The organism is Pseudomonas sp. AK-TSAG1-1 (assembly GCF_056821665.1).
Genome location: NZ_CM165965.1, coordinates 3,883,560 through 3,908,545 on the forward strand (window position 1 = coordinate 3,883,560; position 24,986 = coordinate 3,908,545).

General features: G+C 61.9%; 24 protein-coding genes and 1 pseudogene. 14 read left to right on the forward strand and 11 right to left on the reverse strand.

From position 1 onward, the window contains the following. The first annotated feature begins 65 nt into the window (after window positions 1-65). On the forward strand, window positions 66-959 hold the full coding sequence (locus AC1UK9_RS17180) for a LysR family transcriptional regulator (RefSeq protein WP_482578095.1): 894 nt from the start codon (window positions 66-68) through the stop codon (window positions 957-959). 4 nt (window positions 960-963) lie between these two features. On the opposite strand, the gene AC1UK9_RS17185 is transcribed toward AC1UK9_RS17180, so the two are convergent. Next, window positions 964-1,908 (reverse strand): aldo/keto reductase, encoded by a 945-nt coding sequence (locus tag AC1UK9_RS17185; protein WP_025111296.1) that lies wholly within the window; start codon window positions 1,906-1,908, stop codon window positions 964-966. A 112-nt stretch (window positions 1,909-2,020) separates the two neighbouring features. On the opposite strand from AC1UK9_RS17185, the gene AC1UK9_RS17190 reads away from it, so the two are divergent. After that, a complete protein-coding gene (locus AC1UK9_RS17190) occupies window positions 2,021-2,794 on the forward strand; it encodes an alpha/beta hydrolase (RefSeq protein WP_482578096.1) in 774 nt (257 codons plus the stop codon). Between the two features lie 274 nt (window positions 2,795-3,068). After that, window positions 3,069-3,935, forward strand: a complete 867-nt coding sequence (locus AC1UK9_RS17195) for a CAP domain-containing protein (protein WP_482578097.1) — start codon at window positions 3,069-3,071, stop codon at window positions 3,933-3,935. A 130-nt stretch (window positions 3,936-4,065) separates the two neighbouring features. Here the strand turns inward: AC1UK9_RS17195 and AC1UK9_RS17200 are convergent, their stop codons facing one another. Together AC1UK9_RS17200 and AC1UK9_RS17205 are read right to left on the reverse strand one after the other, a co-directional pair. After that, window positions 4,066-4,704, reverse strand: a complete 639-nt coding sequence (locus AC1UK9_RS17200) for a Vgb family protein (protein ID WP_482578098.1) — start codon at window positions 4,702-4,704, stop codon at window positions 4,066-4,068. A gap of 41 nt (window positions 4,705-4,745) precedes the next feature. After that, window positions 4,746-5,957 carry a helix-turn-helix domain-containing protein gene (locus tag AC1UK9_RS17205; RefSeq protein ID WP_482578099.1) on the reverse strand — a complete coding sequence of 404 codons (1,212 nt, stop codon included), beginning with the start codon at window positions 5,955-5,957 and terminating at the stop codon, window positions 4,746-4,748. Window positions 5,958-6,171: 214 nt separating this feature from the next. Between AC1UK9_RS17205 and AC1UK9_RS17210 the strand changes: the two genes are divergently transcribed. Further along, entirely contained in the window at window positions 6,172-6,780 is a 609-nt protein-coding gene (locus AC1UK9_RS17210; RefSeq protein ID WP_482578100.1) for a hypothetical protein, read from the forward strand. Window positions 6,781-7,132: 352 nt separating this feature from the next. Next, on the forward strand, window positions 7,133-7,564 hold the full coding sequence (locus AC1UK9_RS17215) for a nuclear transport factor 2 family protein (RefSeq protein ID WP_482578101.1): 432 nt from the start codon (window positions 7,133-7,135) through the stop codon (window positions 7,562-7,564). A 68-nt stretch (window positions 7,565-7,632) separates the two neighbouring features. Here AC1UK9_RS17215 and mqo read toward each other — a convergent pair whose 3' ends face one another. From mqo to AC1UK9_RS17230, 3 genes and pseudogenes are all read right to left on the reverse strand, one after another. Beyond that, window positions 7,633-9,279: a malate dehydrogenase (quinone) gene (gene mqo, locus AC1UK9_RS17220; RefSeq protein ID WP_025111288.1), complete on the reverse strand. Its 1,647-nt coding sequence runs from the start codon at window positions 9,277-9,279 to the stop codon at window positions 7,633-7,635. Between the two features lie 482 nt (window positions 9,280-9,761). Then, window positions 9,762-10,625 (reverse strand): methyl-accepting chemotaxis protein, encoded by an 864-nt coding sequence (locus AC1UK9_RS17225; RefSeq protein ID WP_482580484.1) that lies wholly within the window; start codon window positions 10,623-10,625, stop codon window positions 9,762-9,764. 39 nt (window positions 10,626-10,664) lie between these two features. Beyond that, window positions 10,665-11,288, reverse strand: a pseudogene (locus AC1UK9_RS17230) (methyl-accepting chemotaxis protein); the annotation flags it as partial. Window positions 11,289-11,564: 276 nt separating this feature from the next. Between AC1UK9_RS17230 and AC1UK9_RS17235 the strand changes: the two are divergent. Beyond that, window positions 11,565-11,879, forward strand: a complete 315-nt coding sequence (locus AC1UK9_RS17235; protein ID WP_025111286.1) for a DUF2388 domain-containing protein — start codon at window positions 11,565-11,567, stop codon at window positions 11,877-11,879. 68 nt (window positions 11,880-11,947) lie between these two features. Further along, window positions 11,948-12,370: a hypothetical protein gene (locus tag AC1UK9_RS17240; protein WP_473012933.1), complete on the forward strand. Its 423-nt coding sequence runs from the start codon at window positions 11,948-11,950 to the stop codon at window positions 12,368-12,370. On the opposite strand, the gene ligD is transcribed toward AC1UK9_RS17240, so the two are convergent. Further along, window positions 12,371-14,971 carry a DNA ligase D gene (gene ligD, locus AC1UK9_RS17245; RefSeq protein ID WP_482578102.1) on the reverse strand — a complete coding sequence of 867 codons (2,601 nt, stop codon included), beginning with the start codon at window positions 14,969-14,971 and terminating at the stop codon, window positions 12,371-12,373. It lies immediately after the preceding gene. A 127-nt stretch (window positions 14,972-15,098) separates the two neighbouring features. Beyond that, a complete protein-coding gene (locus AC1UK9_RS17250; protein ID WP_482578103.1) occupies window positions 15,099-15,866 on the reverse strand; it encodes a tellurite resistance TerB family protein in 768 nt (255 codons plus the stop codon). A gap of 260 nt (window positions 15,867-16,126) precedes the next feature. Between AC1UK9_RS17250 and pcsA the strand changes: the two genes are divergently transcribed. Beyond that, window positions 16,127-16,849 carry a phosphatidylcholine synthase gene (gene pcsA, locus AC1UK9_RS17255; protein ID WP_025111282.1) on the forward strand — a complete coding sequence of 241 codons (723 nt, stop codon included), beginning with the start codon at window positions 16,127-16,129 and terminating at the stop codon, window positions 16,847-16,849. 139 nt (window positions 16,850-16,988) lie between these two features. On the opposite strand, the gene AC1UK9_RS17260 is transcribed toward pcsA, so the two are convergent. Both AC1UK9_RS17260 and AC1UK9_RS17265 read right to left on the reverse strand, forming a co-directional pair. Beyond that, window positions 16,989-17,801: a class I SAM-dependent methyltransferase gene (locus AC1UK9_RS17260; RefSeq protein ID WP_025111281.1), complete on the reverse strand. Its 813-nt coding sequence runs from the start codon at window positions 17,799-17,801 to the stop codon at window positions 16,989-16,991. 30 nt (window positions 17,802-17,831) lie between these two features. Next, window positions 17,832-18,104, reverse strand: coding sequence for a DUF4242 domain-containing protein (locus AC1UK9_RS17265; RefSeq protein WP_025111280.1), 273 nt, complete (start codon window positions 18,102-18,104; stop codon window positions 17,832-17,834). Between the two features lie 228 nt (window positions 18,105-18,332). Between AC1UK9_RS17265 and AC1UK9_RS17270 the strand changes: the two genes are divergently transcribed. The 3 genes from AC1UK9_RS17270 (at window position 18,333) to AC1UK9_RS17280 (ending at window position 21,123) form a co-directional block, all read left to right on the forward strand. Then, window positions 18,333-18,794 carry a GNAT family N-acetyltransferase gene (locus AC1UK9_RS17270; protein WP_482578104.1) on the forward strand — a complete coding sequence of 154 codons (462 nt, stop codon included), beginning with the start codon at window positions 18,333-18,335 and terminating at the stop codon, window positions 18,792-18,794. A 339-nt stretch (window positions 18,795-19,133) separates the two neighbouring features. Continuing rightward, window positions 19,134-20,180, forward strand: coding sequence for a class I SAM-dependent methyltransferase (locus tag AC1UK9_RS17275; protein WP_482580485.1), 1,047 nt, complete (start codon window positions 19,134-19,136; stop codon window positions 20,178-20,180). A gap of 100 nt (window positions 20,181-20,280) precedes the next feature. After that, complete coding sequence (locus AC1UK9_RS17280) at window positions 20,281-21,123, forward strand: NAD-dependent protein deacetylase (protein WP_482578105.1); 843 nt, start codon at window positions 20,281-20,283, stop codon at window positions 21,121-21,123. A gap of 49 nt (window positions 21,124-21,172) precedes the next feature. Here the strand turns inward: AC1UK9_RS17280 and AC1UK9_RS17285 are convergent, their stop codons facing one another. Continuing rightward, entirely contained in the window at window positions 21,173-22,048 is an 876-nt protein-coding gene (locus AC1UK9_RS17285) for a LysR family transcriptional regulator (RefSeq protein WP_025111275.1), read from the reverse strand. Between the two features lie 150 nt (window positions 22,049-22,198). On the opposite strand from AC1UK9_RS17285, the gene AC1UK9_RS17290 reads away from it, so the two are divergent. From AC1UK9_RS17290 to AC1UK9_RS17300, 3 genes are read left to right on the forward strand one after another with little or no spacing between them, the layout of a single operon-like run. After that, window positions 22,199-22,897 carry a CoA transferase subunit A gene (locus AC1UK9_RS17290; protein ID WP_482578106.1) on the forward strand — a complete coding sequence of 233 codons (699 nt, stop codon included), beginning with the start codon at window positions 22,199-22,201 and terminating at the stop codon, window positions 22,895-22,897. Between the two features lie 24 nt (window positions 22,898-22,921). Beyond that, a complete protein-coding gene (locus AC1UK9_RS17295) occupies window positions 22,922-23,587 on the forward strand; it encodes a CoA transferase subunit B (protein WP_025111273.1) in 666 nt (221 codons plus the stop codon). A gap of 11 nt (window positions 23,588-23,598) precedes the next feature. Beyond that, window positions 23,599-24,780 (forward strand): acetyl-CoA C-acetyltransferase, encoded by a 1,182-nt coding sequence (locus AC1UK9_RS17300; RefSeq protein WP_473012942.1) that lies wholly within the window; start codon window positions 23,599-23,601, stop codon window positions 24,778-24,780. The last annotated feature ends 206 nt before the right edge of the window (window positions 24,781-24,986 follow it).

Here is a 24,986-nt window from a genome sequence, read left to right on the forward strand (position 1 = left end):
TTACCGAGCTGAACTGTTCAGATAATCGACTAGAATTCGAAAAAACTTATGCAGGACACTCATCAATGCTTCGAGAAAACGCCAGTGACCTGCTCGCCTTCCTCGCCGTGGCCCGCGAGCGCAGTTTCACCAAAGCAGCGGCCAAACTCGGCGTCTCGCAATCGGCGCTCAGCCACACCATCCGTGCGCTGGAAGCGCGCCTGGGCCTGCGCCTGCTGACCCGCACCACCCGCAGCGTCTCGCCCACCGAGGCCGGCGAACATCTGCTGCAAACGATCGGCCCGCGTTTCGACGAGATCGAACTGGAACTGGCGGCCCTGAGCAACCTGCGCGAAACCCCGGCAGGCCGCATCCGTATCAGCGCCACCGACCATTCGCTGAACTGGCTGCTACGACCGGTGCTTCAGGCGTTCCTGCCCAAATACCCGGACATTGCCGTGGAGGTGTGTTGCGACTACGGTTTCGTCGACATCGCCGGGCAAGGCTTTGACGCCGGCATACGCCTGGGCGAGGACGTCGCCCAAGGCATGATTGCCACCCGCATCGGCCCGGACATGCGCATGGCGGTGGTCGGCTCGCCCGCCTATTTCGCCAACCGCACGCAACCGGAAACACCGAGAGAGCTGACCGACCATGCCTGCAACAACCTGCGTCTGCCCACCAACGGCGGGTTGTACACCTGGGAGTTCGAAAAGAACGACGAAAGCCTCAAGGTGCGCGTGTCCGGGCAAATCACCCTGAATGGCGTGTACCCGCTACTCGACGCTGCACTCGACGGCTTCGGCCTGAGTTACATCCCGCAAAACATCGTCGCACCGCACCTGGCCGACGGGCGTCTGGTGCAAGTGCTGGCGGACTGGTGCCCGACGTTTGCCGGTTATCACCTGTACTACCCGAGCCGACGGCAGGCAGCGCCGGCGTTTTCGCTGTTGCTGGAGGCGTTGCGTTATCGCGGTTGAGCGCCTACCCCAGCAGCGCAATCAACTGATGACGCTGCGCATCCGTCAGCATCGGCCCGAACCCGGCGCCGGCGTTGTCGGCCATGTAGCGCGGATTACCGGTGCCGGGAATCACGCAGGTCACCGCCGGGTGCGACAGCAGAAACTTCAGCGCCAGTTGCGGCCAACTGTTGACCTGCACATCCGAGACCCAGGCTGGCAGCGGCTTGCCCTTGAGCCGCGCGAGCAACCCGCCACCGCCGAACGGCCGGTTGCAGATCACCGCCACACCGCGCTCGCGGCACATCGGAAGAATGCGCTTCTCGACGCCACGGTCATCGAGGGCGTAGTTGATTTGCAGGAAGTCGAGCGGTTCGGCCTTGAGCAGCGCTTCGACTTCGTCATAGGCCGACGGCGTGTAATGGGTGATGCCGATGTAGCGGATGCGCCCCTGTTCTTTCCATTCACGCAGGGTTGGCAGATGGGTCTGCCAGTCCAGCAGGTTATGAATCTGCATCAGGTCGATGCGTTCGGTACGCAGCAGGCGGAAGGATTGTTCCATCTGCGCGATGCCCTCCTCACGCCCGCGCGTCCATACCTTGGTCGCCAGAAATGCCGGCGAGTGCGGTTGGTGGATCGACAGCAACTCGCCGGTGGTTTGCTCGGCGCGGCCGTACATCGGTGAGCTGTCGATCAGCGTGCCACCCTTTCGGAATAGCTCGTCGAGCACGGCAGGCAGTTGTTTGTAAGCAGTTTCACCGGGCGCAACGTCGAAGCCGCGATAGGTGCCCAAGCCCACCAGGGGCAGCAGCTCGGAGCTTGAGGGGATGGCGCGGGTCTGCATGGTCTGGTCTCCTGAGGCGCTCGACGAGGTGGCGGTGGCCAACGCCCGGTGCAAGGTGAAAACCGCCGAAACCCCGGCAGCCAGCGTGAGCAGACGACGCCGCGAGTAACCCTCAGTGTGGCGCATGCCGGTGCTCCTGCTACGTGGATCTGTTGCAGGGTATGTGGCATGGCAATCAGCAGACAACGCTGGACTACACTGCCACGACGCACCTGCGCGTCCCGTTAAAGTTAGCCGAATGTCCCGAACCGTCCTGTCACTCGTCGCATTGATCGTCGCCCTGTACCTGGCGCTGTGCGCGGCGGCGTTCGTGTTTCAGCGCTCGCTGATCTATTTCCCCCGGCCTGACAGCGCCATCACCACCCCGGATTCGCGGCTGAAACTGGCGATGCCGGATGCCGATGTGTGGGTAAGCGTTCGCGAGCACACCGGCCCCAAGGCGCTGATCTACTTTGGCGGCAACGCCGAGGACGTGTCACGCAATCTGCCTTCGTTCAGCCAGGCCTTTCCCGAGTACGCCGTGTTTCTCATGAACTACCGGGGGTTTGGCGGCAGTGGCGGCGCGCCCTCGGAGGAAGCGATTGCCGAAGATGCGCTGGCACTGTTTGACCGGGTGTACGCCAGCCATCCGCAGATTGCCGTGGTCGGCCGCAGCCTGGGTTCCGGGGTGGCGGTGCGGCTGGCGAGTCAGCGTCCGGCGACCCGGTTGATTTTGGTGACGCCATACAACAGCCTCGAAGAAATCGCCGTGCGCCAATACCCGTGGCTACCGGTGCAGTGGTTGCTCAAGGATCGTTTCGAGTCAGGCCGCTATGCCGCGCACATTCAGGTGCCGACCTTGCTACTGGCGGCCAGCGATGACGAGGTGATTCCACGGGACAGCACGCAGCGGCTGCTGGCGCATTTTCCCAAAGGCGTGGCGACGTTGCGGGTGGTGCCGGACTCAGGGCACAACTCGATTTCCGAGCGGGTGCAGTATCTGCAGTGGATGGGGGATGCGCTTGATCGCTGATCGGGTTTGATCAACCGATTTTGCGGTGGTGCAACTGGCCCTTTCGCGAGCAAGCCCGCTCCCACCTTGGCAATGCGCTCCACCGTGGGAGCGGGCTTGCTCGCGAAGGCGCCAGCGCGGACAACACAAATCCAGGCTCGCCCTGCCCTTCATCATCCCACCCAAAAAAGCCTTATGGCCACCATGAACCAAGTCCAAAAAGCCCAGTCCTAGTGGCGCCGCATTCCGCGGATCCGCACTTCAGCACTGTCCTTTTCCCAGAGCTTGCCGTCCCATGCGCCATGCCGTTCGCTCATCACGTTTCGTTTCGCTGTGCCTGCTGATCCTTGCCCCGCTGTTCACCGAGACCGCCCACGCCAGCGAAGAGCGGCAACTGGTGGCGGCCATCAACGACTACCGTGCTCACCCGCAACGCTGCGACCGCCGTCCTGCCCAACGCCTGGCGCCACTAGCGATGAAATCAAATCTGGCGCTGCCGATCGGCTATGGCTACGGTGGTGGCTTGCGCGAGACGTTGAAGTCTGCGGGTTATTCGGCGGTGGCGGTGCGCAGCATCCGCATTGTCGGTGCCGGGGATGCCGAGCAAGCCTTTGAACAGCTGCAAGACAGCCACTGCACCGCACTGCTCGACGCCCAGTACGCCGACATCGGCGTCAGCCGCTCCCGTGGTGAATGGCAAGTGGTGCTGGCGCAACCGGTGCTCGACAACCGTGTCGGCGACAACCGCAGTGTCGGTAAAGCCTTGCTCGCCGAGGTCAACGCCGCCCGGGCACGCCCACGGATGTGCGGGCGCCAGCGTTTCGCCGCCGCCCGGCCCTTGAGCTGGAACCCGGCGCTGGGGGCCGCTGCTCAAGGGCACAGCAAGGCCATGGCCTACGGCAACTACTTCGCCCACCGTGATCCGGACGGCGACATGCCGGCGGATCGCGCCCGGGCGGCGGGTTATCGCGGGCGACAGATCGGCGAAAACATCGCCGCCGGCCAGAGTTCGCCGGGCAAGGCGATGACCGGATGGCTGGCCAGTCCCGGACATTGTGCCAACCTGATGAACCCGATCTTCACCCAGGTCGGTGCCGGGTTTGCGAGTGAGGCGCGCAGTGATGAGGGGGTTTACTGGACGATGGTGTTTGGCGCGCCTTGATTCGCTGGGGAGATTTTCAGGGAAGCTACTGGCCGCTTCGCGAGCAGGCTCGCTCCCACATTTGTCCGGTTAACGCTGAACCAATGTGGGAGCGAGCCTGCTCGCGAAGGGGCCAGCACAGACACATCAATCACTTGGGCCGCCGCACCGCCCGCACCCGCCCACTGCCCCCGCCACCGCCACCGCAATAAAACCGCTCACCACCGTCCGCTTCCAGCCCGGAAACGCCGATCCCTGCGGGCATCTTCAGACTTTCCAGTACCTCGCCATCCTCTGGATCAACCCGACGCAATTCACTTTCATCGCCCTCCCAGGTGCCGTGCCACAAAGCCCCGTCAACCCAGGTCACCCCGGTGACAAAACGGTTCGATTCCAGCGTGCGCAGGATCTCGCCAGTGTCCGGATCAACCTGATAAATCTTGCGATCACGGTATTGGCCAATCCACAGCGAGCCCTCGGCCCAGGCCATTCCCGAATCGTTGCCAGCACCCGGTGCGGGAATCGTATTGAGGATGTACCCGGTCGCGGGGTCGATTTTCTGGATGCGGCTGTCGGCGATCTGGAACAGATGCTTGCCGTCGAACGCGGTGCCGGCGTCGGCGCCGACCTTGATCGTGCGCACCGTTTCTCCGCTGGCCGGGTCCAGCGCATTGAGCTGGCCGTCGCTGGCGAACCAGACTTGCCGGCCGTCGAAAGTGACGCCGTGGACACGTTCGACGCCTTCGAACGGGCCGTACTCACGAAGGATTTCTGCGTTTGCCTGTTTCATGATGCCTTCCTCGCTGATGGATGAGTCTGGGTGAGTCCAGCCTAGCCATTGCCCAGCGACATCGGGAGTAACAAGATCGTCGCGAAACCTGGCACCGGCGGCGTGGTCCAGCGACGCGCCCGGCCAACGCCGAAAGATTGCACCCGGTCCGTCGTTGCCAGGCTTTCCAACGCCCGTTGCACCTGGCGCTGGCTGCTGCCCAACGCCAGGGCCAGCGCCGAACTCGCCCAGGCTTCGCCATCGGCGAGCAACGCCAGCAACGCAGCGTGTTTGTCCTCGACCGGCAGGGTGAGCAACGCGACGTCGGCGGCCACCAATGCAAAACCACGCGCAGTCGCGACGATCCGCGCCAGCGGCTGCAACGCCGAACGCAATCGCCCGATCTCCACCCGCAGGCGTGCGCGATGGGATTCGTCGCTCAGTTTCAAGCGAAACGCCTTGGCGATCAGCGCCTCTCGCGAGACATCTTCGGGCCACGCCTGGGCCAGCATTTGCAGCAGACTGAACAGCACCGGACGTGTCGCCAACGCCAGCGTCATCCCGGCGCCGCGCACGCTGTAGCGACAGGCATCGACCACCAGGGTGCTGGAAGCGAACAACGCCTGTACCTGCTCAAGCTTCACTGGTTGCGCTTGATCGCCCCTGCTCAGTCGCGCGGCCGGGGCTTCAAGGATCTGCCCGGCGTGTTCAATCTCGGCAGTGAGCGCCGGAATCCCGGCCTGCTGCGCCGCCAGCGCGGCCCGAACCAGCGCAGCCCGCGCCGTGTGCGCCTGCACCTGACGCAAGGCAATGCCCGCCGTCAGCAATTCGTGGACAGCCCGCAGCGCCGGCGCCAACGGCGCGGGGTCCAGTTCAGCGAGCAACGCCTGCGCCTCATCGAGTTGACCGATCAACAACAAGCGGCGGATCTGCAAATACCGGGCGTGCGATGCGTTCAGGTGATCGGCGTGATCGTGCAACACCCGTCGCGCCGCCTCCAGCGCCTGCACCGGCCAGCCCAAATCCCGCGTCGCCAACGCCACCTCAGCCTCGGCGACCACACAGCGCGCCCGGGACAACGGCTCATTGGCGCCGAACGCCTTGACCGCCCGCTGCAGCAACGCCTTGGCCCGGGGCAAATCACCGAGCTGGGCCATGGCAATGCCGCGCAGCGCCAACGCGGGCGGGTCTTCGCGCAGGGCGACGAGCTTAAGTGCGGACAGCGGATCCCCCGCCGCAAGCGCGCGGCCGGCGGCGTTGATCAATGAGTCCATGGTGAGTTCGACATGGCAGCGCTTCTCGCTATCAGATCCTGTGGGGAGTCTAATACCGAATGCGCTTTTAATTAGATGGCGGTGTTCTTTCTGGCCCTTGATCGAGGATTGCACCGCATTTGAGGCCCCGCGGTGGCTGAGCGGTACACCGTTGGCAATTCAGGTAATCTGCGGCAGCTGGAAAAGGAAAACAGTCAATCACGGAGTCGATTAATTGAAACGTCTTGCCTTCTATCTGCTGGTTCCTCTGTTTGCAGCCTGTAGCACGGGTCCTTACCTGAATCCGCAATCGGCTGTCGGTCAGAACGCATTGCTGATCAGAACATGCCCCGGCCCACACCAGGCCATGAGCTACAAGACCACGTCGGAGGAACTCGATTGGGTGCACCTGCTGGTTTACGCAGCGCTGCCGGGGACCCCGACCAGGCCGGACTTGCATCACAACACCGATACCGAATTACGGATGTACGCGTACCTGTATACGCCACCCTATATGCGTAACCTGGACACCAAGGAAAAATGGGATGCTGCCTACAGCACTCCCCCACCGGCACTCTGGGTCAGCGCGGCCTCGCCCATGGCCACCGTGCAACTGGCCAATGGCAAATCCTATCAGGTCAGCATCGAACGCTTGAAAACCGGCTTCGACCCGCGTGAGCAATGGCTGGACCTGTATTCGCCCGGGACACCCTTGGGCAGCGGTGAGATGGACGATTTCATCCTGACGCTGCCGGAGCTCTTTCTGAATGGTGAGAAAATCCCGACAGCACCGATCCATTTCAAAAAACGTGAGGATCGTTACATGCCGGTACTCAACTGCTGATCGTCAGACCGGAGAAATCGTCGCGAGCATTCCGATCAGAATGGTCAACGCCAGAAACCCACCCAGGAAAATCGCCATCTTGTTCATGCTGCTCTCCTTAATGCTGAGCGTGCGGTGCACCGGGCGCTTCAGGATGAAGGACTGCCGCAAGTGACCGAACTGCAGGGGTATTTTGAGCGCCTGACTGAACCGGTAACAGAGGCAGATCCAGCATAAAAATACGGATCAGATGCCAAACTGATCCGCTCCCGCCATAGCACGGTATTCAGATCGCCACACAAAGGTTCGTCCACGGCCGCTTTGATCTAGAGTCATTGGCGTCGCGCAAACAACAACAAAAAGGAGTGAAACCATGTCCGACCTGAACCTGCACCCCAACGCCGCCGAGTCATTGAAGCGCTGGCACGAGATGATCCGCACCGGCAATCTCAAGGCCCTGCCCGAGCTGCTCGACCCCAACGCGGTGTTCCGCTCGCCCATGGCCCACACGCCTTACCCCGGCGCTCAGGTAGTGACGATGATCCTCAACACCGTGTTCGACGTGTTTGAGGACTTCAAATACCACCGCGAACTGGCAACTGCCGACGGCGTGAGTGTGGTTTTGGAGTTCAGCGCCAAAGTGGGGGCGAAAGAGCTGAAGGGGATCGACATGATTCGCTTTGACGAGCGCGGGAAGATTGTCGAATTCGAAGTGATGGTGCGGCCGCTGAGCGGGTTGCAGGCGTTGGGGGATGAGATGGGGCGCAAGCTTGGGGCGTATCTTGCGAGCGCAAAACCCAGGTAGACCCGAGGCACAAAAAAAGCCCACTGACCGTTACCGGTTCAGTGGGCTTTTGTGCGAATGGCGTCTAGTTACAGAGCCATGTCACGTGCAGCATTTTCCTTCGGTGCTTCAGCTTTTTCAGCTGCAGGTGCCGCCGGAGCAGCCGCCTGACCAATTACCGGAGGCGTTGGCAGTTCGAGGATCTTGGCGGTGTACGCCCACTCTTGTGCCACTTTGGCCGGATCGTTGTTCAGCTGGGTGCCGTAGCTTGGAACGATCTGGTGCAGCTTGGCTTGCCACTCAGGGGTTGCGACTTTGTCTTTGAAGACTTTCTGCAACACGCTCAGCATGATCGGTGCAGCGGTCGACGCGCCTGGCGATGCGCCCAGCAGGCCGGCGATGGAGCCGTCTTGTGCAGCAACGATTTCGGTGCCCAGTTTCAGCACGCCGCCAGCGGCTTCATCACGCTTGATGATTTGCACGCGTTGGCCGGCTTGCCACAGGCGCCAGTCTTCGGCTTTGGCGTTCGGGAAGTATTCCTTCAGCGCGTTCAGACGGTCTTCATCCGACAGCATCAGTTGACCGGCCAAGTACTCGACCAGCGGGTATTCCTTGATGCCGACCTTGGTCATAGGCCAGATGTTGTGGGTGGTGGTGCTGGTCAGCAGGTCCAGGTACGAGCCTTCTTTGAGGAACTTGGTGCTGAAGGTCGCGAATGGGCCAAACAGGATAACGCGCTTGCCGTCCAGGACACGGGTGTCCAGGTGCGGAACCGACATCGGCGGTGCGCCAACCGAAGCTTTACCGTAAGCCTTGGCCAGGTGCTGCTCGGCGATGGCCGGGTTATCGGTCACCAGGAACGAGCCGCCGACCGGGAAGCCTGCGTATTCCTTGGCTTCAGGAATGCCCGACTTCTGCAGCAGGTGCAGAGCGCCGCCACCGGCGCCGATAAACACGAACTTGGCGTCGGTTTCGGTCTTGGTGCCGTCTTTCAGGTTTTTGTAGCTGACGCGCCAGGTGCCGTCGGCGTTCTTGGTGATGTCTTCGACTTCGCTCGACAGCTTCAGGTCGAAGTTAGGCTTGGTCTGCAGGTAACCGGCGAACTGGCGGGTGATTTCGCCGAAGTTCATGTCGGTACCCAGCGGGCTCCAGGTGGCCGCGATTTTCTGGTTCGGGTCACGCCCTTCCATCATCAGCGGGACCCACTTCTTGATCACAGCCGGGTCTTCGGAGTACTGCATGCCGGCGAACAGCGGGCTCGCCTGCAGGGCTTCGTAGCGCTTTTTCAGGAACTTGATGTTGTCATCACCCCACACGAAGCTCATGTGCGGCGTGGTGTTGATGAACGAGCGAGGGTTCTTCAGAACACCTTGCTGAACCTGCCAGGCCCAGAACTGACGGGACACCTGGAACGCTTCGTTGATCTCGACAGCTTTCGGGATCGTCACGTTGCCTTTGTCGTCTTCCGGGGTGTAGTTCAGCTCGGCCAGCGCCGAGTGACCGGTACCGGCGTTGTTCCAGCCGTTGGAGCTTTCCAGGGCGACGCCATCGAGGCGCTCGACCATTTCCATCGACCAGCTCGGCTCCAGCTCATTGATCCACACACCCAGGGTGGTGCTCATGATGCCGCCGCCGATCAGCAGAACGTCGACTTTCTTCGCTTCTTCAGCATTGGCAGACGACATCCCCATCGCCAAAGCCAGCCCTAGCAAGGCTGTGTTCACTTTCTTAAACATCCGTTGCACCTATGATAAAACGCCTTCCGCCCGCCGCTGTTGTGGGTATGAGGGCCTTTTGTCGCGACACTCAGGCCAGGGTCGCGGGCACCTTCACACTGCAATTTTGACGGGTGGGCACACAAGGCCGACGTACCGCATCGACCTCAGTTAATGTCCCTTCTGAACTGACTTTTTATCATTATTGGCTTCAGCTACTTGAGCGACAGGGATTCCGTCAGCCTGCCAAACGGCAAGCAAACTGAATAAGGTCAAACCAAGTTGGCGCGAAGAATATCACGTCAGGGCAAACCCGCGCGTCTGTTCCCGACTTGAGAGTCTTTTTCCGCTCTGGGCGTTATCGGCCAATCCGGGCTGAACATGACCCCGAAAGCTGTGGTGCCCGGGCTGGCCCCATCGCGAGCAGGCTCACGCCTGCATAACACTGCCAACCCCTGCAGGCCTTCGCCTGCGCGCGATGGCGATAGTTCAAACACTCCCCACTACAAGCGAAACCGATCCACCGACAACGCCAGTGCCCCCGCCAGACTCGACAACTCATCCGTCGTATTGGCCGTCTGCCCGATCACCTTGCTGTTGCCCTCCGACATCCCGGCGATCATTTCCACCTGATGGGCTATTTCGTTGCTGGCCTGGCTCTGCTCGCCGATGGTGCGGGTGATGTCGTTGACCAGTTGCGTGGTGCTGAGGGTAGCGTCGAGGATTTCGCGAATCGCCCGTTCGACTTCGGCCGTGACCGCCATGCCCTTGTCGACCTGCGCCACACCCGCCTCCATGCTGCTGACCGCCTCGCGGGTGCTGTGCTGGATGCGCGCGACCATGGCGGCGATTTCCTGGGTTGAAGCGCTGGTGCGCGCAGCCAGGCTGCGTACCTCGTCGGCCACCACCGCAAAGCCCCTGCCCTGCTCACCGGCCCGCGCCGCTTCGATGGCCGCGTTGAGCGCCAGCAGGTTGGTCTGATCGGCAATGCTCTTGATCACCTGAATGATGTTGAAGATGCCTTCGGATTCCTGATCCAGCGTGCGGATGACCTGCGCCGACTGCTGCGCCGAGCGGGCGATGTCGTCCATGTCGCTGACCACCTGATGGATCACCTGTCCGCCACTCTTGGCCAGCGACTCGGCCTGATTGGCCATGCCCAGCGCACGTTCGGCGTGGCGGGTGATGTCCTCGATGCTGGCAGTCATCTGGCTGGCGGCAGCGGCCATGGTGCCGGCGGCAGCGCTTTGCTGCTGACTGCTGTCGGCCACCTGATGGCAGCCGTGGCTCAACTGCTCGCTCATGCCGCTGACGCCATGGGCGTTGCGTCGCACCACGTCGATCATGTCGCGCAGATCGCGCTGCATGGTCGCCAGGCTGCGGATCAGCGTGCTGGCCTCGTCCTTGCCGGCGGGTTCGCTGATCGCTTCGCTGAGGTTGCCATGGGCAATGCTTTGAGCGATGTGGTTAGCGGACTTCAGCGGCCCCATGATGCTGCGGGTCACCCAGCGCCCTTGCGCCAACAACAGCAACAGGCTGGCGAGCAACACCGCACCGAGGGCGATCTTGGCGTTGCGAATGGCGCTTTCAGTGGCGTGACGGGTGTCGCGGGTATTGCTTTCGATCAGTTCGCTGAGCCCGGCCATCTGCGCTTCGAGTTGACTGAACGCGGCATTGAAAGTGCCTAGTTCCCGCTGGGCACTGTCCGGGTTGTCCAGTGCGAGGCCGACGATGCGCTCGGCCGCCTCGATGTAGGTGTCCAGGCTGGGCTTGATGTGTTCCAGCGCAGCCTTGATCGTCGGGTTGACCGGCAGTTTGAGGTTTGCCTCCAGCACCTCGCGAAAGTGCGTCGCGTGCTCGTTGATCGAATCCCGCACCTCGGCCGCCGTGCCGGTGCTTTTGCCCAGGCCCACCAGCATCGCCGAATACACGTCGGCGCGCAGCGCGTCGTGCATCATGTCGGCTTCCATGTGATTGCGCAGCGCGGTCATGCTCACCGCATTGTCGTCCACCGCGCCGGACATGCGCATATTCCCCACATAGCTGACCAGACTCACGATCAGCGCCGTCAGCAGGCTGGTTGCAATCAGCAACCGCAAACGCAATTTGATCGACACCGTGGGTTCCTCCCTGAGGCTCGCTGGAATGCGCCTGTCAGGATTTCAGTTAAGCCTATTTGCGCGAATGCGCCGCCCCAGAGCGTTTCAGCAAGTATCCGTGCGTGCGAATGGAACTCCGGCAAGCGGTTCACCTCTGAGATTATGTAGTCCTTCCTTTTTGCTTCGCGCTTGTGGAGGAACACCGTCATGCGCAAGTTAGTGCTCGTTTCTTCTCTCCTGCTGTGCCTCCCTGTCGGCTCGGCTCTGGCTCGTGTCGATGCCGGAGACGTCGCTACCTCGGCGGGTGTTTCCGCCTCGCTGTACTCGACCTTCAAGGATCACAAAATGGTGATTCCGGCACGCGACGACCTGTCAGCGTTTGTCGCCAGCGGCGGGGCCATCCGTGGGGTTTATCTTGAGTCGGTGTTGCAACAGGTACGCCACGACAACCCTGGTCTGAACGCCAGCGATGAAGACCTCGCCAATGCGATTCTGGTGCATTACGAAGGTCTGAATCAGTAGCTGCCAGGGATAACGCGGCCGATGGATGGCAGCTGAAGGCACATAGGCAAAACTGTCCGACGGCCTCTATGATGGAGGCCATGACGACTCTTGCGCCCGTTGTGCCTTTGCGCTCACCTTGCCCGCCCGGCGCCTGCGATTGCGGGCGCGAATCATTGCTGGAGACGCCCGGCACGGATCTGCGCATCCTGCGGCTGACCCGCGAGCAGGAAAAAATCCTCCTCGCTCGCCTGGAACAACTCAAGGATCTTGCCGACCTGCGGCATCTGCAAAACCGCATGTACGAGCAATTGGGCGTACGGGTGGAAGTCTCACCGGGCTTTCATGAAGTGCGCACGATGCTCGGTATCGACATACAGATCGAGGCGCTGCCGGGACTGTGCCGCAAGACACGCAAGTCGATTCCGGCAGCCATTCGCCGGGGCCTGACCAACCACCCCGAAATCGCCTTCGAACTGCTCAACGCACACGACTTGCTGCGCGACACCTGATCACTTTTTCATACCGACCCGCTTGCGCATCTCGGCGGTGATGCTCTGGCGGGTTTTCTTCAGGTCAGCCCACGGCGCATCGCCGACCTCGTTCAGGCGCTCATGGACGTTGCTGATGTTCCACTGATTGCCGCCCTTGATCTCGGCCACCTCTTCGCGAAACAACGGCACCGATACCGGCAACCCTTCGCGGGTGCGCGCCGCGTAGGCACAAATGGTAGTGGCGCCCAAGCCGTTGCGCAGGTAATCGATGAAGATCCGCCCTACGCGATTTTTCGGCCCGGACACTGCGGAAAACCGCTCTGGCAAAAGCTTCGCCATGTGACTGACGATCGCATGGCTGAAGTCTTTGACCTCATCCCAGCCATGCTTGCGGGTCAACGGCACCACCAGGTGAATACCCTTGCCGCCGCTGGTCTTGAGAAACGCCTTGAGCCCCAGTTCATCGAGCACGGTCAGGGTCAGTGCGGTGGCCTCGACCATGCTTTTCCACGGCAGCGCAGGGTCCGGGTCAAGGTCGAGGACAAAGCGATCTGGCGTGTCCAGATCGACTGTCGTGGCATTCCAGGTGTGCAACTCGACCGTACTCATCTGCACCGCGCCGATCAACGCTTCGGCGTTGTTGATCAGCATTACCGGCTGGCCGGTGACGTCCTTGTCCAGCGTGGTGATGCCGGGAATCGCCAGGCGCTCGGCGTTTTTCTGGAAGAACAGTTCGCCGGCGATGCCGTCCGGCGCCCGCACCAATGCCACCGGACGGTCCTTGAGTTGCGGCAGGATCCACTCGGCGACGCTGGCGTAATACTCGGCCAGTTGCATCTTGGTGGTGCCGCTGACCGCATCGATCACCCGGTCGGGGTGGGTGATGCGCACCTTGCCGCTGGCGAGGCCAAGCTGCGACGGCGCAGCGTCGGATGTCTTCGACGCTGCGGCTTTCGTTGATGCAGCGGCTTTTTTTGATGAGCTGGCTTTGGCTGGCGTCTTCACGGTTTTCGCGCGCTCCTCGGTTATCGCTTTGGCCGGTTTGTCATTGCGCAGACCATGGAACACGGCGTGACGCACCGAGCCTTCCTTGGTCATTTCGGCGAACGCCACTTCCGCCAGCAGGTTCGGCTTGAGCCAGTGCACGCCTTTGGCCTCGAAGCCACTTGGCGGATTGACCACCGGCGCCTTCTTCACCTGCAACGGCTTGAGTTGGGCGAGGATGCTTTTCAGCGTGGCGTCGTTAAACCCGGTGCCGACCTTGCCGGCATAGCGCAACTCACCGCTGTCGCGATCATGCAAACCCAACAACAGCGCCCCGAAAGCACTGCGCGCGCCTTTCGGATCGGTGTAGCCGACGATCACGAACTCCTGCCGATGTTTGCACTTGAGCTTGATCCAGTCGCTGCTGCGCCGCGACACATAAGGTGAGCCGAGGCGTTTGCCGATCAACCCTTCCATCTGCATCTGGCAGGCGCTGTTGAGCAGCGCGTCCGGGGCTTCGTCGAAGGCTTCGGAAAAGCGCAGCAGGGGCTGCTCGTGCGCACCCAACACCGTGGACAGCGCCGCGCGACGCTCCTCGACCGGCACTTCGCGCAGGTCGACGCCGTTGAGATACGGCAAGTCGAACAGGTAATAGACAATGTGGCCGCTGCGCCCGGCTTCGAAGGCGTTTTGCAGCGCCTGAAAGTCCGGCACGCCTTGCTCGTCGGCCACCACCATTTCGCCGTCCAGCCACGCCGACTCCAGCCCCAGCGCGGCTAGCGCCTGCGCCTGTTGCGGCAGTTTGTGGGTCCAGTCGTGGCCGTTGCGGGTGAACAGCTGCACCTCGCCGTGATCGATGCGGGCCATGATCCGGTAACCGTCGAACTTGATCTCGTAACTCCACTGCCCTTCGGGTGCGCTGTCGACCAGGGTCGCCAGTTGCGGCTTGAGTTGTGCCGCAAGCTTGGCCTTGCGCGCACCGGTGAGCGTTCCGGACGCTGCCTTGCGCGGTTTGGCCGGGGCTTTTTTCAGCGGTTTGGCTTGCTCGGCGGCGAGCCTCGGTTTGCTGATCAGGGTCCGCTCGCTGAGCACACTGTCCGGCTCTGCGCTGAGCACGTCGTAGTCGTCTTGCGGGCGGGCGGCGCTGTCCTGATGCTTGATCAGGAACCAGTTTTCCTTCTTGCCCGGCATGTGCGTGCGCACCAGATTCCAGATACCGGACAACTTCTCGCCCTGCAGCTCGAACTTGAGTTTGCCCTTGGCGTAGGCCTTGGCCGGATCTTCCAGGGGGATCCACACGCCGCGATCCCAGACGATCACATCGCCAGCGCCGTAATGCCCCTCGGGAATACTGCCCTCGAACGTCGCGTAATCCAGCGGATGGTCCTCGACATGCACTGCCAGGCGCTTGACCTTGGGGTCGAGCGACGGCCCCTTGGGCACCGCCCAGCTCTTGAGCGCGCCATCGAGCTCCAAGCGGAAGTCGTAATGCAGGTGCGAAGCGTCGTGCTTCTGGATGCAGAACTGCAGGGCATGCTCAGTGGTCTTGTTGCGGCCACGGCGCTTGACGGCGGCGGGCTCTGACGTCGCCGAGAAATCGCGCATGCGGTTGTAGTCGTCGAGGTTCCTGTTCATGGCGCACCGGTCGCAGTGTGGCTCTGTTATGCAGAAGAGCGACGCGCCGCCGGAAAAATTCAATCGACGTAAAAAAGCCCCGGACGGATGGAACGCCCGAGGCTCGTACTTTCAAAGTTTTTCGAGGTCAGGCCGGACCTTTGGCCTGTTGTTCAAGATGCACCTGCAAATCCGGATCGATCCCCAAGGCAGCCGCCAGTTCATCCAGATAGCTGCGCTCGGCGTCCTGCTGGTCATCCACCAGGATCACACTGACCAGATACATCTCGGCAGCCATGGCCGGGTCACCTTTGGCAGCCTGCGCGACTTCGCTCGCATCCAGTGGTTTCGACACTTCGGCATCAAACCATTGCTGCAATTGCGGATCGTCAGTGTGTTTGCTGATTTCACCACTGATCATCTGCTGTTCGCGGTCATCGATCTGCCCGTCAGCCTTGGCCGCCGCAATCAGCGCCCGCAGTACCGCATGGCTGTGTTCCTCGACCTCTGGCCCGGCCAGCAGATCCGCCGTTTGCGGGATCTGTTGTGGCGCGGCCGAGGCCTGACTGCGTTGCCAGGCCTGATACGCCTGGAACGCCATCATCCCCAGCGACGCCAGCGCCGCATAATTGGTGCCGCCGGAACGGCTTTGCGTACTCCCGCCACCCAACGCGCCGCCGAGCGCACCGCCCAATCCACCGCCGCTACCGCCGCCGAGCAGGCCACCGAGCAAACCGCCCAGGCCGCCCAGCCCACCGGATGGCGCCGCGTTGGCGCCGCTGCCCGCACCGCCGCCCAACAGACCGCCGAGCAAACCGCCCAGCCCATCGAGACCACCGCCAGCGGAGGCTCCACTGGATTGTCCTGCCGAGGCCTGGCCCCGCAGCAGTTGTTCGAGCAAATCACTGGTGTTCATGATCTCGTCCTCAGGCATTGGCGTTAACTGCGTCAGGCAACGATAGACCGCTACAGCCATCGCGCCAACACCATTTGACTGACGCCAGTCGCAGACGGCGGATTTCGCCGAGGTATTTTTTGTGCGGCCAGCTAAGATTCAAAGGAGGTGAACCTTATCCCGGCCAAACCGGTCGATAGCTGCAACCCCGACCCGGTTTGCCGGCACCCTTTGCCCGAGGGTGATAACCGGCTTGCTTCATTTATCTGGAGAACGCCCCCGTGATATCGACCGTACACATCGCCAGGCTCAAAGCATGGGGCGCTCATGGTTTTACCGCGACCGGCGTGGTCACTGCATTTCTGGCAACCCTCGCGCTGCTGGAAAACCAGCCGACCCACTGCCTGATGTGGCTGGGCGTGGCGTTGATCGTCGACGGTCTCGACGGGGCGCTGGCACGCAAGGTCAATGTGCAATCGGTGCTGCCGAGTTTCGACGGATCGATCCTCGATCTGGTGATCGACTACCTGACCTACGTGTTCATCCCGGCGCTGTTCATCTACCGTTATATTCCCCTGCCCGACTACACCTTGCTGCTGACCGTGTCGCTGATTCTGGTGTCGTCGCTGTTCTGTTTCTGCAACGTCAACATGAAGAGCAAGGACAACTACTTCGTCGGCTTCCCCGCCGCGTGGAACGTGGTTGCCCTGTGCCTTTACATCATCGGCCCGGGGCCTTGGATCACCTTGTTGACGGTGATCGGTCTGGCGCTGCTGACCGTCACCCGAATGAAATTCCTCCACCCGTTCCGGGTACGCCGGTTCATGCCGATCAACATCGCGGTGACGGCGATCTGGCTGCTGTGCAGCCTGTCACTGGTGCTCAACCACCCGGTGATCAATCCGCTGGTAATGGGCTTGTGGCTGCTGATGTCGGCGTACTTTCTGGGCATCTGTATCTGGCGCACGGCGCTGGAATGGTTTGATCGGCCGCAGGTGAAATAGGCCAGTCCAGCCAGACACCATCCCCTGCAGGAGCGGGCTTGCTCGCGAATGCGCTGGGTCATTGGAAAGAACTAGTGACTGAACAGACGCTTTCGCGCGCAAGCCCGCTCCCACAGGGGTTTGTCATTTTTCTGAACATTCAGCGCCTGGTGATGACCACCTCCAGATACTCGCTCGGCACTACCAGCGAGCCTTCCCCCGCCCGGTTCGAGCGGTTGAGCAGATCCGCCAGATCGCTCTCCAGCGCTTGCCCGCTTTCCGGTGGCAACGCCGCGAACGCCTTGTGCACCGGCCCGTACCAGTGGCGGAAAATGTCGATGAAGTGCGCCGCCGAGCGATAGCGAAAGTTGAAGGTACGGCGCGTGATCTGCAGCAGGAACTCACGGTCGCCAAAGTGGCTGTGCAACCAGGCTTCGGTGCCCCAGTTAGACGGCGGCAAAGCCACGGCGGGCGGCGGCACGTGGCGACCGAGCACCTTGAACATCTGCCCGACGAAACCCTCCGGCGTCCAGTTCGCCAGGCCAATCCGCCCGCCCCGCCGACAGACCCGCGCCAGTTCCGCCGCTGCGGCGGCCTGATCCGGGGCAAACATCACGCCGAAAGTCGAGAGCACCGCGTCGTAACTCTCATCGGCAAACGGCAACGCTTCGGCATCGGCAACCTGAAAGGTCACGTCCAGGTGCTCGGCCCGTGCCCGGTCCTGGCCACGTTCCAGCAGCGCCGCCACATAGTCGGTGGACGTCACCAGACAACCACGCCGCGCCGCCGCCAAGGTGGCGTTGCCATTGCCGGCCGCGACATCCAGCACCTCTTCGTCGCAGCGCAGGTCGCAAGCTTCGGCAAGGTGTTCGCCGACGATTTGCAGGGTGGTGCCGATCACCGCGTAGTCGCCGCTGGCCCAGGCAACTTTCTGGCGCTCCTTGAGGCCCGTCAGATCAATGGGGGTGCTCATCAATCACGCTCCGCTACAGTCGGGTTGACCTCATTCAGCCGTGGTCGGGTCGATGACCGTCATCACCCGCGCCACACTGTTGGCCGGGAAACCGCCAAGCCTGGCGTGCTCGCGCACTTGCTCCTCATCAGGCGCGATGTACACGCAATAGATCTTGTCGGCGGTGACATAGCTGTGCAACCACTGCACTTGCGGCCCGAGTTCGCGCAACACCTGGCAGGAGGTTTGCGACACGGCTTTGAGTTCTTGCTCCGACAGCGTCCCGGCCCCTGGAATCTCGCGTTCAATCACGAATTTCGGCATGGCAACCTCGCGTCTTTTTATCGGTGACAGGGCCGGCAGTGGCCCTGCTTCCCACTATCGCGCCGAGGGTCGTCGGCGTCCCCTCCAATCGTCCGAAGAGCCGGTAAAACAAGGGCCGGGCCGATGAATGGCGGGATTTTGTAAAGCCCTCGAAACACTCTCGGGATTGCCATTGCACGGGGCAATCGGCTCTTATGCCTTCCCGTCTTCCGAGAATGGATTCCCGACATGTCCCTGCGCCTCGAATGGCTCGTCGATCACCTGCAGCACAGCGACACCTACGCCGAGTGGATCCACTGCCAGTTCGCCTACGAATATGCTCAGCAACCCTTGACCGAATGGCAACGCGAGTTCGCCGCAGGCCAGAGCAACGGCGACTGGCCGTGCCTGATTGCGCTGGATGGCGACCGACTGCTCGGCGGCGCGGCACTGGCCCGGGCGGATCTGGCCCTGCGCCCGGATCTCGGCCCGTGGCTGGCGTGCGTGTTTGTCAGCCCGCAGGCGCGGGGCCAGGGCCTGGCGGAACGTTTGATCGAAGGTATCAGTCAGGCCGCGAAACAGCGTGGCTTCGCGCGGCTCTATCTGCACACGCAGAACAAACAGGATTATTACGCCAAGCGCGGCTGGACATTGCTGGAGCGCTTCCGCGCTTGGGACAACGACCAATGGCTCATGGTGCGCGACCTGTGAGCCATTGATGTGTGCGGCCAGCGCCTGCCGATGCACAGCGGGACGGAGCACCACATATCCCCTGTGGGAGCGGGCTTGCTCGCGAAGGCGGTGGATCAGTCAATCCATCGGGGGCTGACACACCGCTTTCGCGAGCAAGCCCGCTCCCACATTGGGTTTGCGGTGTTCACAAAGCCTGCATCTCGCCCCAGCCCGACTAGACTGACTTATTACCCAGTCGAGGGGGAATGCAGGACGACGTCAGCTGTGCCCTGCCCACTTCTGTGACCACTGCCCTGCGGCCCATGCCTCGACAACGTTTTGCCACCGGACGGTGATCCTGTATCAGGAGCACTCATGATGGACGAATCAAGGCTCAACGCATTCATGGGCAAACTGGTCAACGACATGGGCGGTGCCGCGATGCTGGCAAACGTCATCGTTGGCGAAGAACTCGGGCTGTACCGGGCGATGGCCGACAGTCAGCCAATCACCCCGCAAGCCCTTGCCGAAAAAACCACCTGCAACCCACGACTGGTACACGAATGGCTAAGCGCGCATGCCGCGTCCGGCTACATGGAACATCACGATGGCCAGTTTCGCCTGCCGGAGGAACAGGCGTTGGCGCTGGCCGTCGAAGACTCTCCGGTGTACGTGGCCGGCGGGCTCGGCGTGGTGGCGTCGTTTTTCCACGACAAGGACAAACTGGTCAAGGCCATGCGCGGCAACGGCGCCCTGCCCTGGGGCGATCACCACCCGTGCATGTTCACCGGTACCGAGCGTTTCTTTCGCCCCGGCTACAAAGGTCACTTGATCGCTGAATGGCTGCCGGCGCTGGACGGCGTGGTAGCCAAACTTGAAGACGGCGCCAAAGTCGCCGACATCGGCTGCGGCCACGGCGCCTCAACGGTGATCATGGCCCAGGCGTTTCCCAACTCGCGCTTCGTCGGCTTCGATTACCACGCGCCGTCGATCACCGTCGCCACTCAGCGCGCCGAAGAAGGCGGGGTCAGCAGCCGGGCGAAATTCTTCCAGAACACCGCCAAAAGCTACCCCGGCGGCGACTATGACCTGATCTGCTATTTCGACTGCCTGCACGACATGGGCGACCCGGTCGGCGCCGCCCGGCATGCCTACGAGTCGTTGAAGGACGACGGCACGGTGCTGTTGGTCGAGCCGTTTGCCAACGATACGCTGGACGACAACATCAACCCGGTCGGCCGGTTGTTCTACGCGGCATCGACCTTTATCTGCACGCCGAACTCGCTGTCGCAGGAAGTCGGCCTCGGTCTCGGTGCACAGGCCGGTGAAATGCGCTTGCGCAAAGTGTTTGCCGAGGCCGGGTTCAAGCACTTTCGCCGGGCGACGCAAACGCCGTTCAATCTGATTCTGGAGGCGCGCAAGTGAATCACCGGGACAGAAAAGAACACCTACCCGTGGCAAGCCCCCTCGCCACAGGGTAGGTGCTAATCTGCTTGGCACCCCCATTGCCTCTGGAGTGCTGACCATGCTCGACAACCCGATCCGCGAGCACCTCGACACCCTGTACCAGGCCATGGCTGATGGCGGCTTTGTAGTGCTGACCGGCGCCGGTATCAGCACGCCCTCGGGCATCCCGGATTACCGTGACAGCGAAGGTGTACGGCGTGGCCGGCAGCCGATGATGTACCAGGAGTTTCTCGCTGCGCCCGAGTCCCGTCGCCGTTACTGGGCGCGGGCCATGCTCGGCTGGCCACGGGTGCGTCAGGCGCAACCCAACGCGGCGCATACAGCGCTGGCCGAGCTGCAGCGTCAGGGGCGGATCAGCGCCTTGATCACGCAGAACGTCGACACCCTGCACGATCAGGCCGGCAGTCAGGATGTGATCGAACTGCACGGCAGTCTGCACCGGGTGCTGTGCCTGGACTGTGGTCAGCGCAGCGCGCGTGATGACATTCAGCAACGCATGGTCGAGCAGAATCCGCATCTGGCCGGCGTCGATGCGGTACAGGCGCCGGATGGCGATACGCTGCTCGACCCGGCGTTCGAGGCACGCTTTCAGACCCCGCAGTGCCCCTATTGCGAAGGCGAACGGATGAAGCCGGACGTGGTGTTCTTCGGCGAGAACGTGGCACAGCCGACGGCGGCACGGGCCATGGCCGCAGCGGAAAATGCCGAGGGCTTGCTGGTGGTGGGCTCGTCGCTGATGGCGTATTCGGCGTTCCGTCTGTGCCGGGTAATCGCCGATCGCGGCAAGCCGTTGATGGCGATCAATCTGGGCAAGACCCGCGCGGATGATTTGCTCGATTTGAAGATCGAGGCGTCATGCGAGCAACTGCTGCCGTTGCTGGCGCAACACTTGACCACCTGAACGCACCAATCCTCTGCGGGCAGCGCCTACAGGGGTAGAGGTTTCAAGTTCAGTGTTCAGCCTTGAGAATGTCGAACAGTGCCTGCGCCGCTGCCGACAGGTCATTGCCCGGTTCGGTCAACACACCAATCGCCCGCTCCACCGAGTCATTCAAGGTCAGGCAACAGGCGCCCAATTCCAGCATCTGCTCGGCGCACAAGGCCGGCACCGCGCTGACCCCCAGCCCGCTGGCGACCATACGCCCGACCGTTGCCAGTTGATGGCTTTCAAACTCCACCGGCAGTTTCATGCCCCGGGCCTGCAAGTGTTCTTCAAGCATCACCCGCACCGTCGACGGCCGTTGCAGGGTAATGAACGGTTCCTGCAGCAAGGTCTGCCAGTCGATATCGCTAAGCCCGGCCAGCGCTGAATCCTGCGGCACCACCGCGACAAAACGGTCCATGTACAGCGGGGTGAACGTCAGCGAAGTGTTCTGCATCGGCTCGAACGCCACGCCCAGTTCCACTTGCCGGTCGCGGACCATTTCCAGCACTTGCTCGTTGATCACGTCGTTGACCGTGACGTTGACGTTCGGATACCGCGCGCGAAACGTCTTGAGGATCGGCGGCAGCAGGTTGCCGGCGAACGACGGCATGGCCGCCAGCGTCACCCGCCCGCGTTGCAGGCTGAAGCGCTGGCGCATTTCATCTTCGGCGTTGTCCCAGTCGGCGATCAGACGTCGGGCCAGCGGCAGCAGCGATTCGCCTTCGGCGGTCAGCGCCACGTTCCGCGTATTGCGACTGAACAGGCGCCCGCCCAGGCCCTCCTCCAGCGCCTTGATGGTCAGGCTCAAGGCCGATTGCGACAGGTGCAGGCGCTCGCAGGCCACGGCGAAACTCAGGCTCTGGGCTACAGCGAGAAAGGCGCGGATCTGTTTAACGGTCATGAACGCTATGCTTCCGTATCAGGATTCAATCAATTATTGAGCTTTATCAATCAATCGACCTTAAAAATCAACTTAACAAATATATCCTCCAGCGAGACACTCCAGTCATTCGGCTAGCCAGCCGCCCGACAAACAATAAAAGAGGTGCATATGGCAGGTTTCGACAAGCGCGTGAGTTCCTATGAGGAAGCCCTGGCGGGCCTTGAAGACGGCATGACCGTGATCGCCGGCGGCTTTGGCCTGTGCGGCATCCCGGAAAACCTGATCGCCGAAATCAAGCGCAAAGGCACCCGCGACCTCACCGTCGTCTCCAACAACTGCGGCGTCGACGGTTTCGGCCTCGGCGTGCTGCTGACCGACCGCCAGATCAGCAAGGTCATCGCCTCCTACGTCGGCGAAAACAAACTGTTCGAAGAACAACTGCTCAAGGGCGACGTCGAAGTCATCCTGACCCCGCAAGGCACCCTCGCCGAGAAAATGCGCGCAGGCGGCGCCGGCATTCCGGCTTTCTTTACCGCCACCGGCGTCGGCACCCCGGTTGCCGAAGGCAAGGAAGTGCGTGAGTTCAAAGGGCGCAAATACCTGATGGAAGAATCCATCACCGGCGATTTCGCCATCGTCAAAGGTTGGAAAGCCGACCATTTCGGTAACGTCATCTACCGCCACACCGCGCAGAACTTCAACCCGCTGGCTGCCACCGCCGGCAAGATCACTGTGGTCGAAGTCGAAGAAATCGTCGAACCCGGCGAGCTGGATCCGTCGCAGATCCACACCCCGGGCATCTACGTCGACCGGGTCATTTGCGGCACGTTCGAAAAACGCATCGAACAGCGCACCATCCGCAAATAATTCAGGCTGACGGAGAATAAAAACATGGCACTTTCCCGCGAACAAATGGCTCAGCGCGTCGCCCGCGAAATGCAGGACGGCTACTACGTGAACCTCGGCATCGGCATTCCGACCCTGGTCGCCAACTACATCCCCGAAGGCATGGAAGTCATGCTGCAATCGGAAAACGGTCTGCTCGGCATGGGCCCGTTTCCGACCGAAGAAACCATTGATGCCGACATGATCAACGCCGGCAAACAGACCGTGACCGCGCGGATCGGCGCGTCGATCTTCAACTCAGCCGAATCCTTCGCGATGATCCGTGGTGGCCATGTCGACCTGACCGTACTGGGTGCATTCGAAGTGGACGTCGAAGGCAACATCGCCTCGTGGATGATTCCCGGCAAACTGGTCAAGGGCATGGGCGGCGCCATGGATCTGGTGGCTGGTGCCGACAACATCATCGTGATCATGACCCACGCCTCCAAGGACGGTGAGTCCAAACTGCTGTCCAAGTGCAGCCTGCCGCTGACCGGCGCCGGGTGCATCAAACGCGTGCTGACCGACCTCGCCTATCTGGAAATCGAAAATGGCGCTTTTGTCCTCAAGGAACGCGCACCTGGCGTCAGCGTCGAGGAAATCGTCGCCAAAACCGCTGGTAAACTGATCGTCCCGGATCACGTACCGGAAATGCAGTTCGCTGCCCAGTGAGGAATTCGAAAATGCAAGACGTCGTAATTGTTGCCGCCACGCGTACCGCGATTGGCAGTTTCCAGGGTTCGCTGGCCAGCGTTTCCGCCGTTGACCTGGGCGCTGCGGTGATCCGCCAACTGCTTGAGCAGACCGGTCTGGACGGTGCGCAGGTCGATGAAGTGATCATGGGCCAGGTGCTGACTGCCGGCGCCGGCCAGAACCCGGCACGTCAAGCCGCGATCAAGGCTGGCCTGCCCCACGCCGTCCCGGCGATGACCCTGAACAAGGTCTGCGGTTCGGGCCTCAAGGCCCTGCATCTGGGCGCGCAAGCGATCCGCTGCGGCGACGCCGAGGTGATCATCGCCGGTGGTCAGGAGAACATGAGCCTGTCCAACTATGTCATGCCGGGCGCTCGCACCGGTCTGCGCATGGGCCATGCGCAAATCGTCGACACCATGATCAGCGATGGCCTGTGGGATGCGTTCAACGACTACCACATGGGTATCACCGCGGAAAATCTGGTCGACAAGTACGACATCAGCCGCGAGCAGCAGGACGCCTTCGCTGCCGCGTCGCAGCAAAAAGCTGCCGCCGCGATCGAAGCCGGGCGTTTCGTTGATGAGATCACTCCGATCCTGATCCCGCAGCGCAAAGGCGATCCAGTGGCCTTCAAGGTCGACGAACAGCCGCGTGGCGACACCACCGCCCAATCGCTGGCGAAACTGCGTCCAGCGTTCAAAAAGGACGGCAGCGTCACCGCCGGCAACGCTTCGTCGCTGAACGACGGCGCCGCTGCGGTGATCCTGATGAGCGCGGAAAAAGCCAAAGCATTGGGCTTGCCGGTGCTGGCGAAAATCGCTGCCTACGCGAACGCGGGCGTGGACCCGGCGATCATGGGCATCGGCCCGGTGTCGGCCACCCGCCGTTGCCTGGACAAGGCCGGCTGGAGCATCGGCCAACTGGACCTGATCGAAGCCAACGAAGCTTTCGCCGCGCAATCGCTGGCGGTAGCCAAGGATCTGCAATGGGATCTGGACAAGGTCAACGTCAACGGCGGCGCCATCGCCCTCGGTCACCCGATCGGTGCGTCGGGTTGCCGGGTGCTGGTGACCCTGCTGCACGAGATGATCAAACGTGATGCAAAAAAAGGTCTGGCGACCTTGTGCATCGGCGGCGGTCAAGGTGTAGCGCTGGCGCTGGAACGCGCTTAAACATCGAGTTCAACGGCGGGCGGTGGATCCACGACATCCGCTGCTCGCTGGCAACAAAAAACCCGGTGCGACTTGCATTGCACCGGGTCTTTTTTTGTCCATTGAAATCTGCAGTGAATGTTCTGATGCCATCGCGAGCAGGCTCACTCCTACAGGGGAATACATTCCAAAGTGGGAGCGGGCTTGCTCGCGAAGGGGCCAGTTCA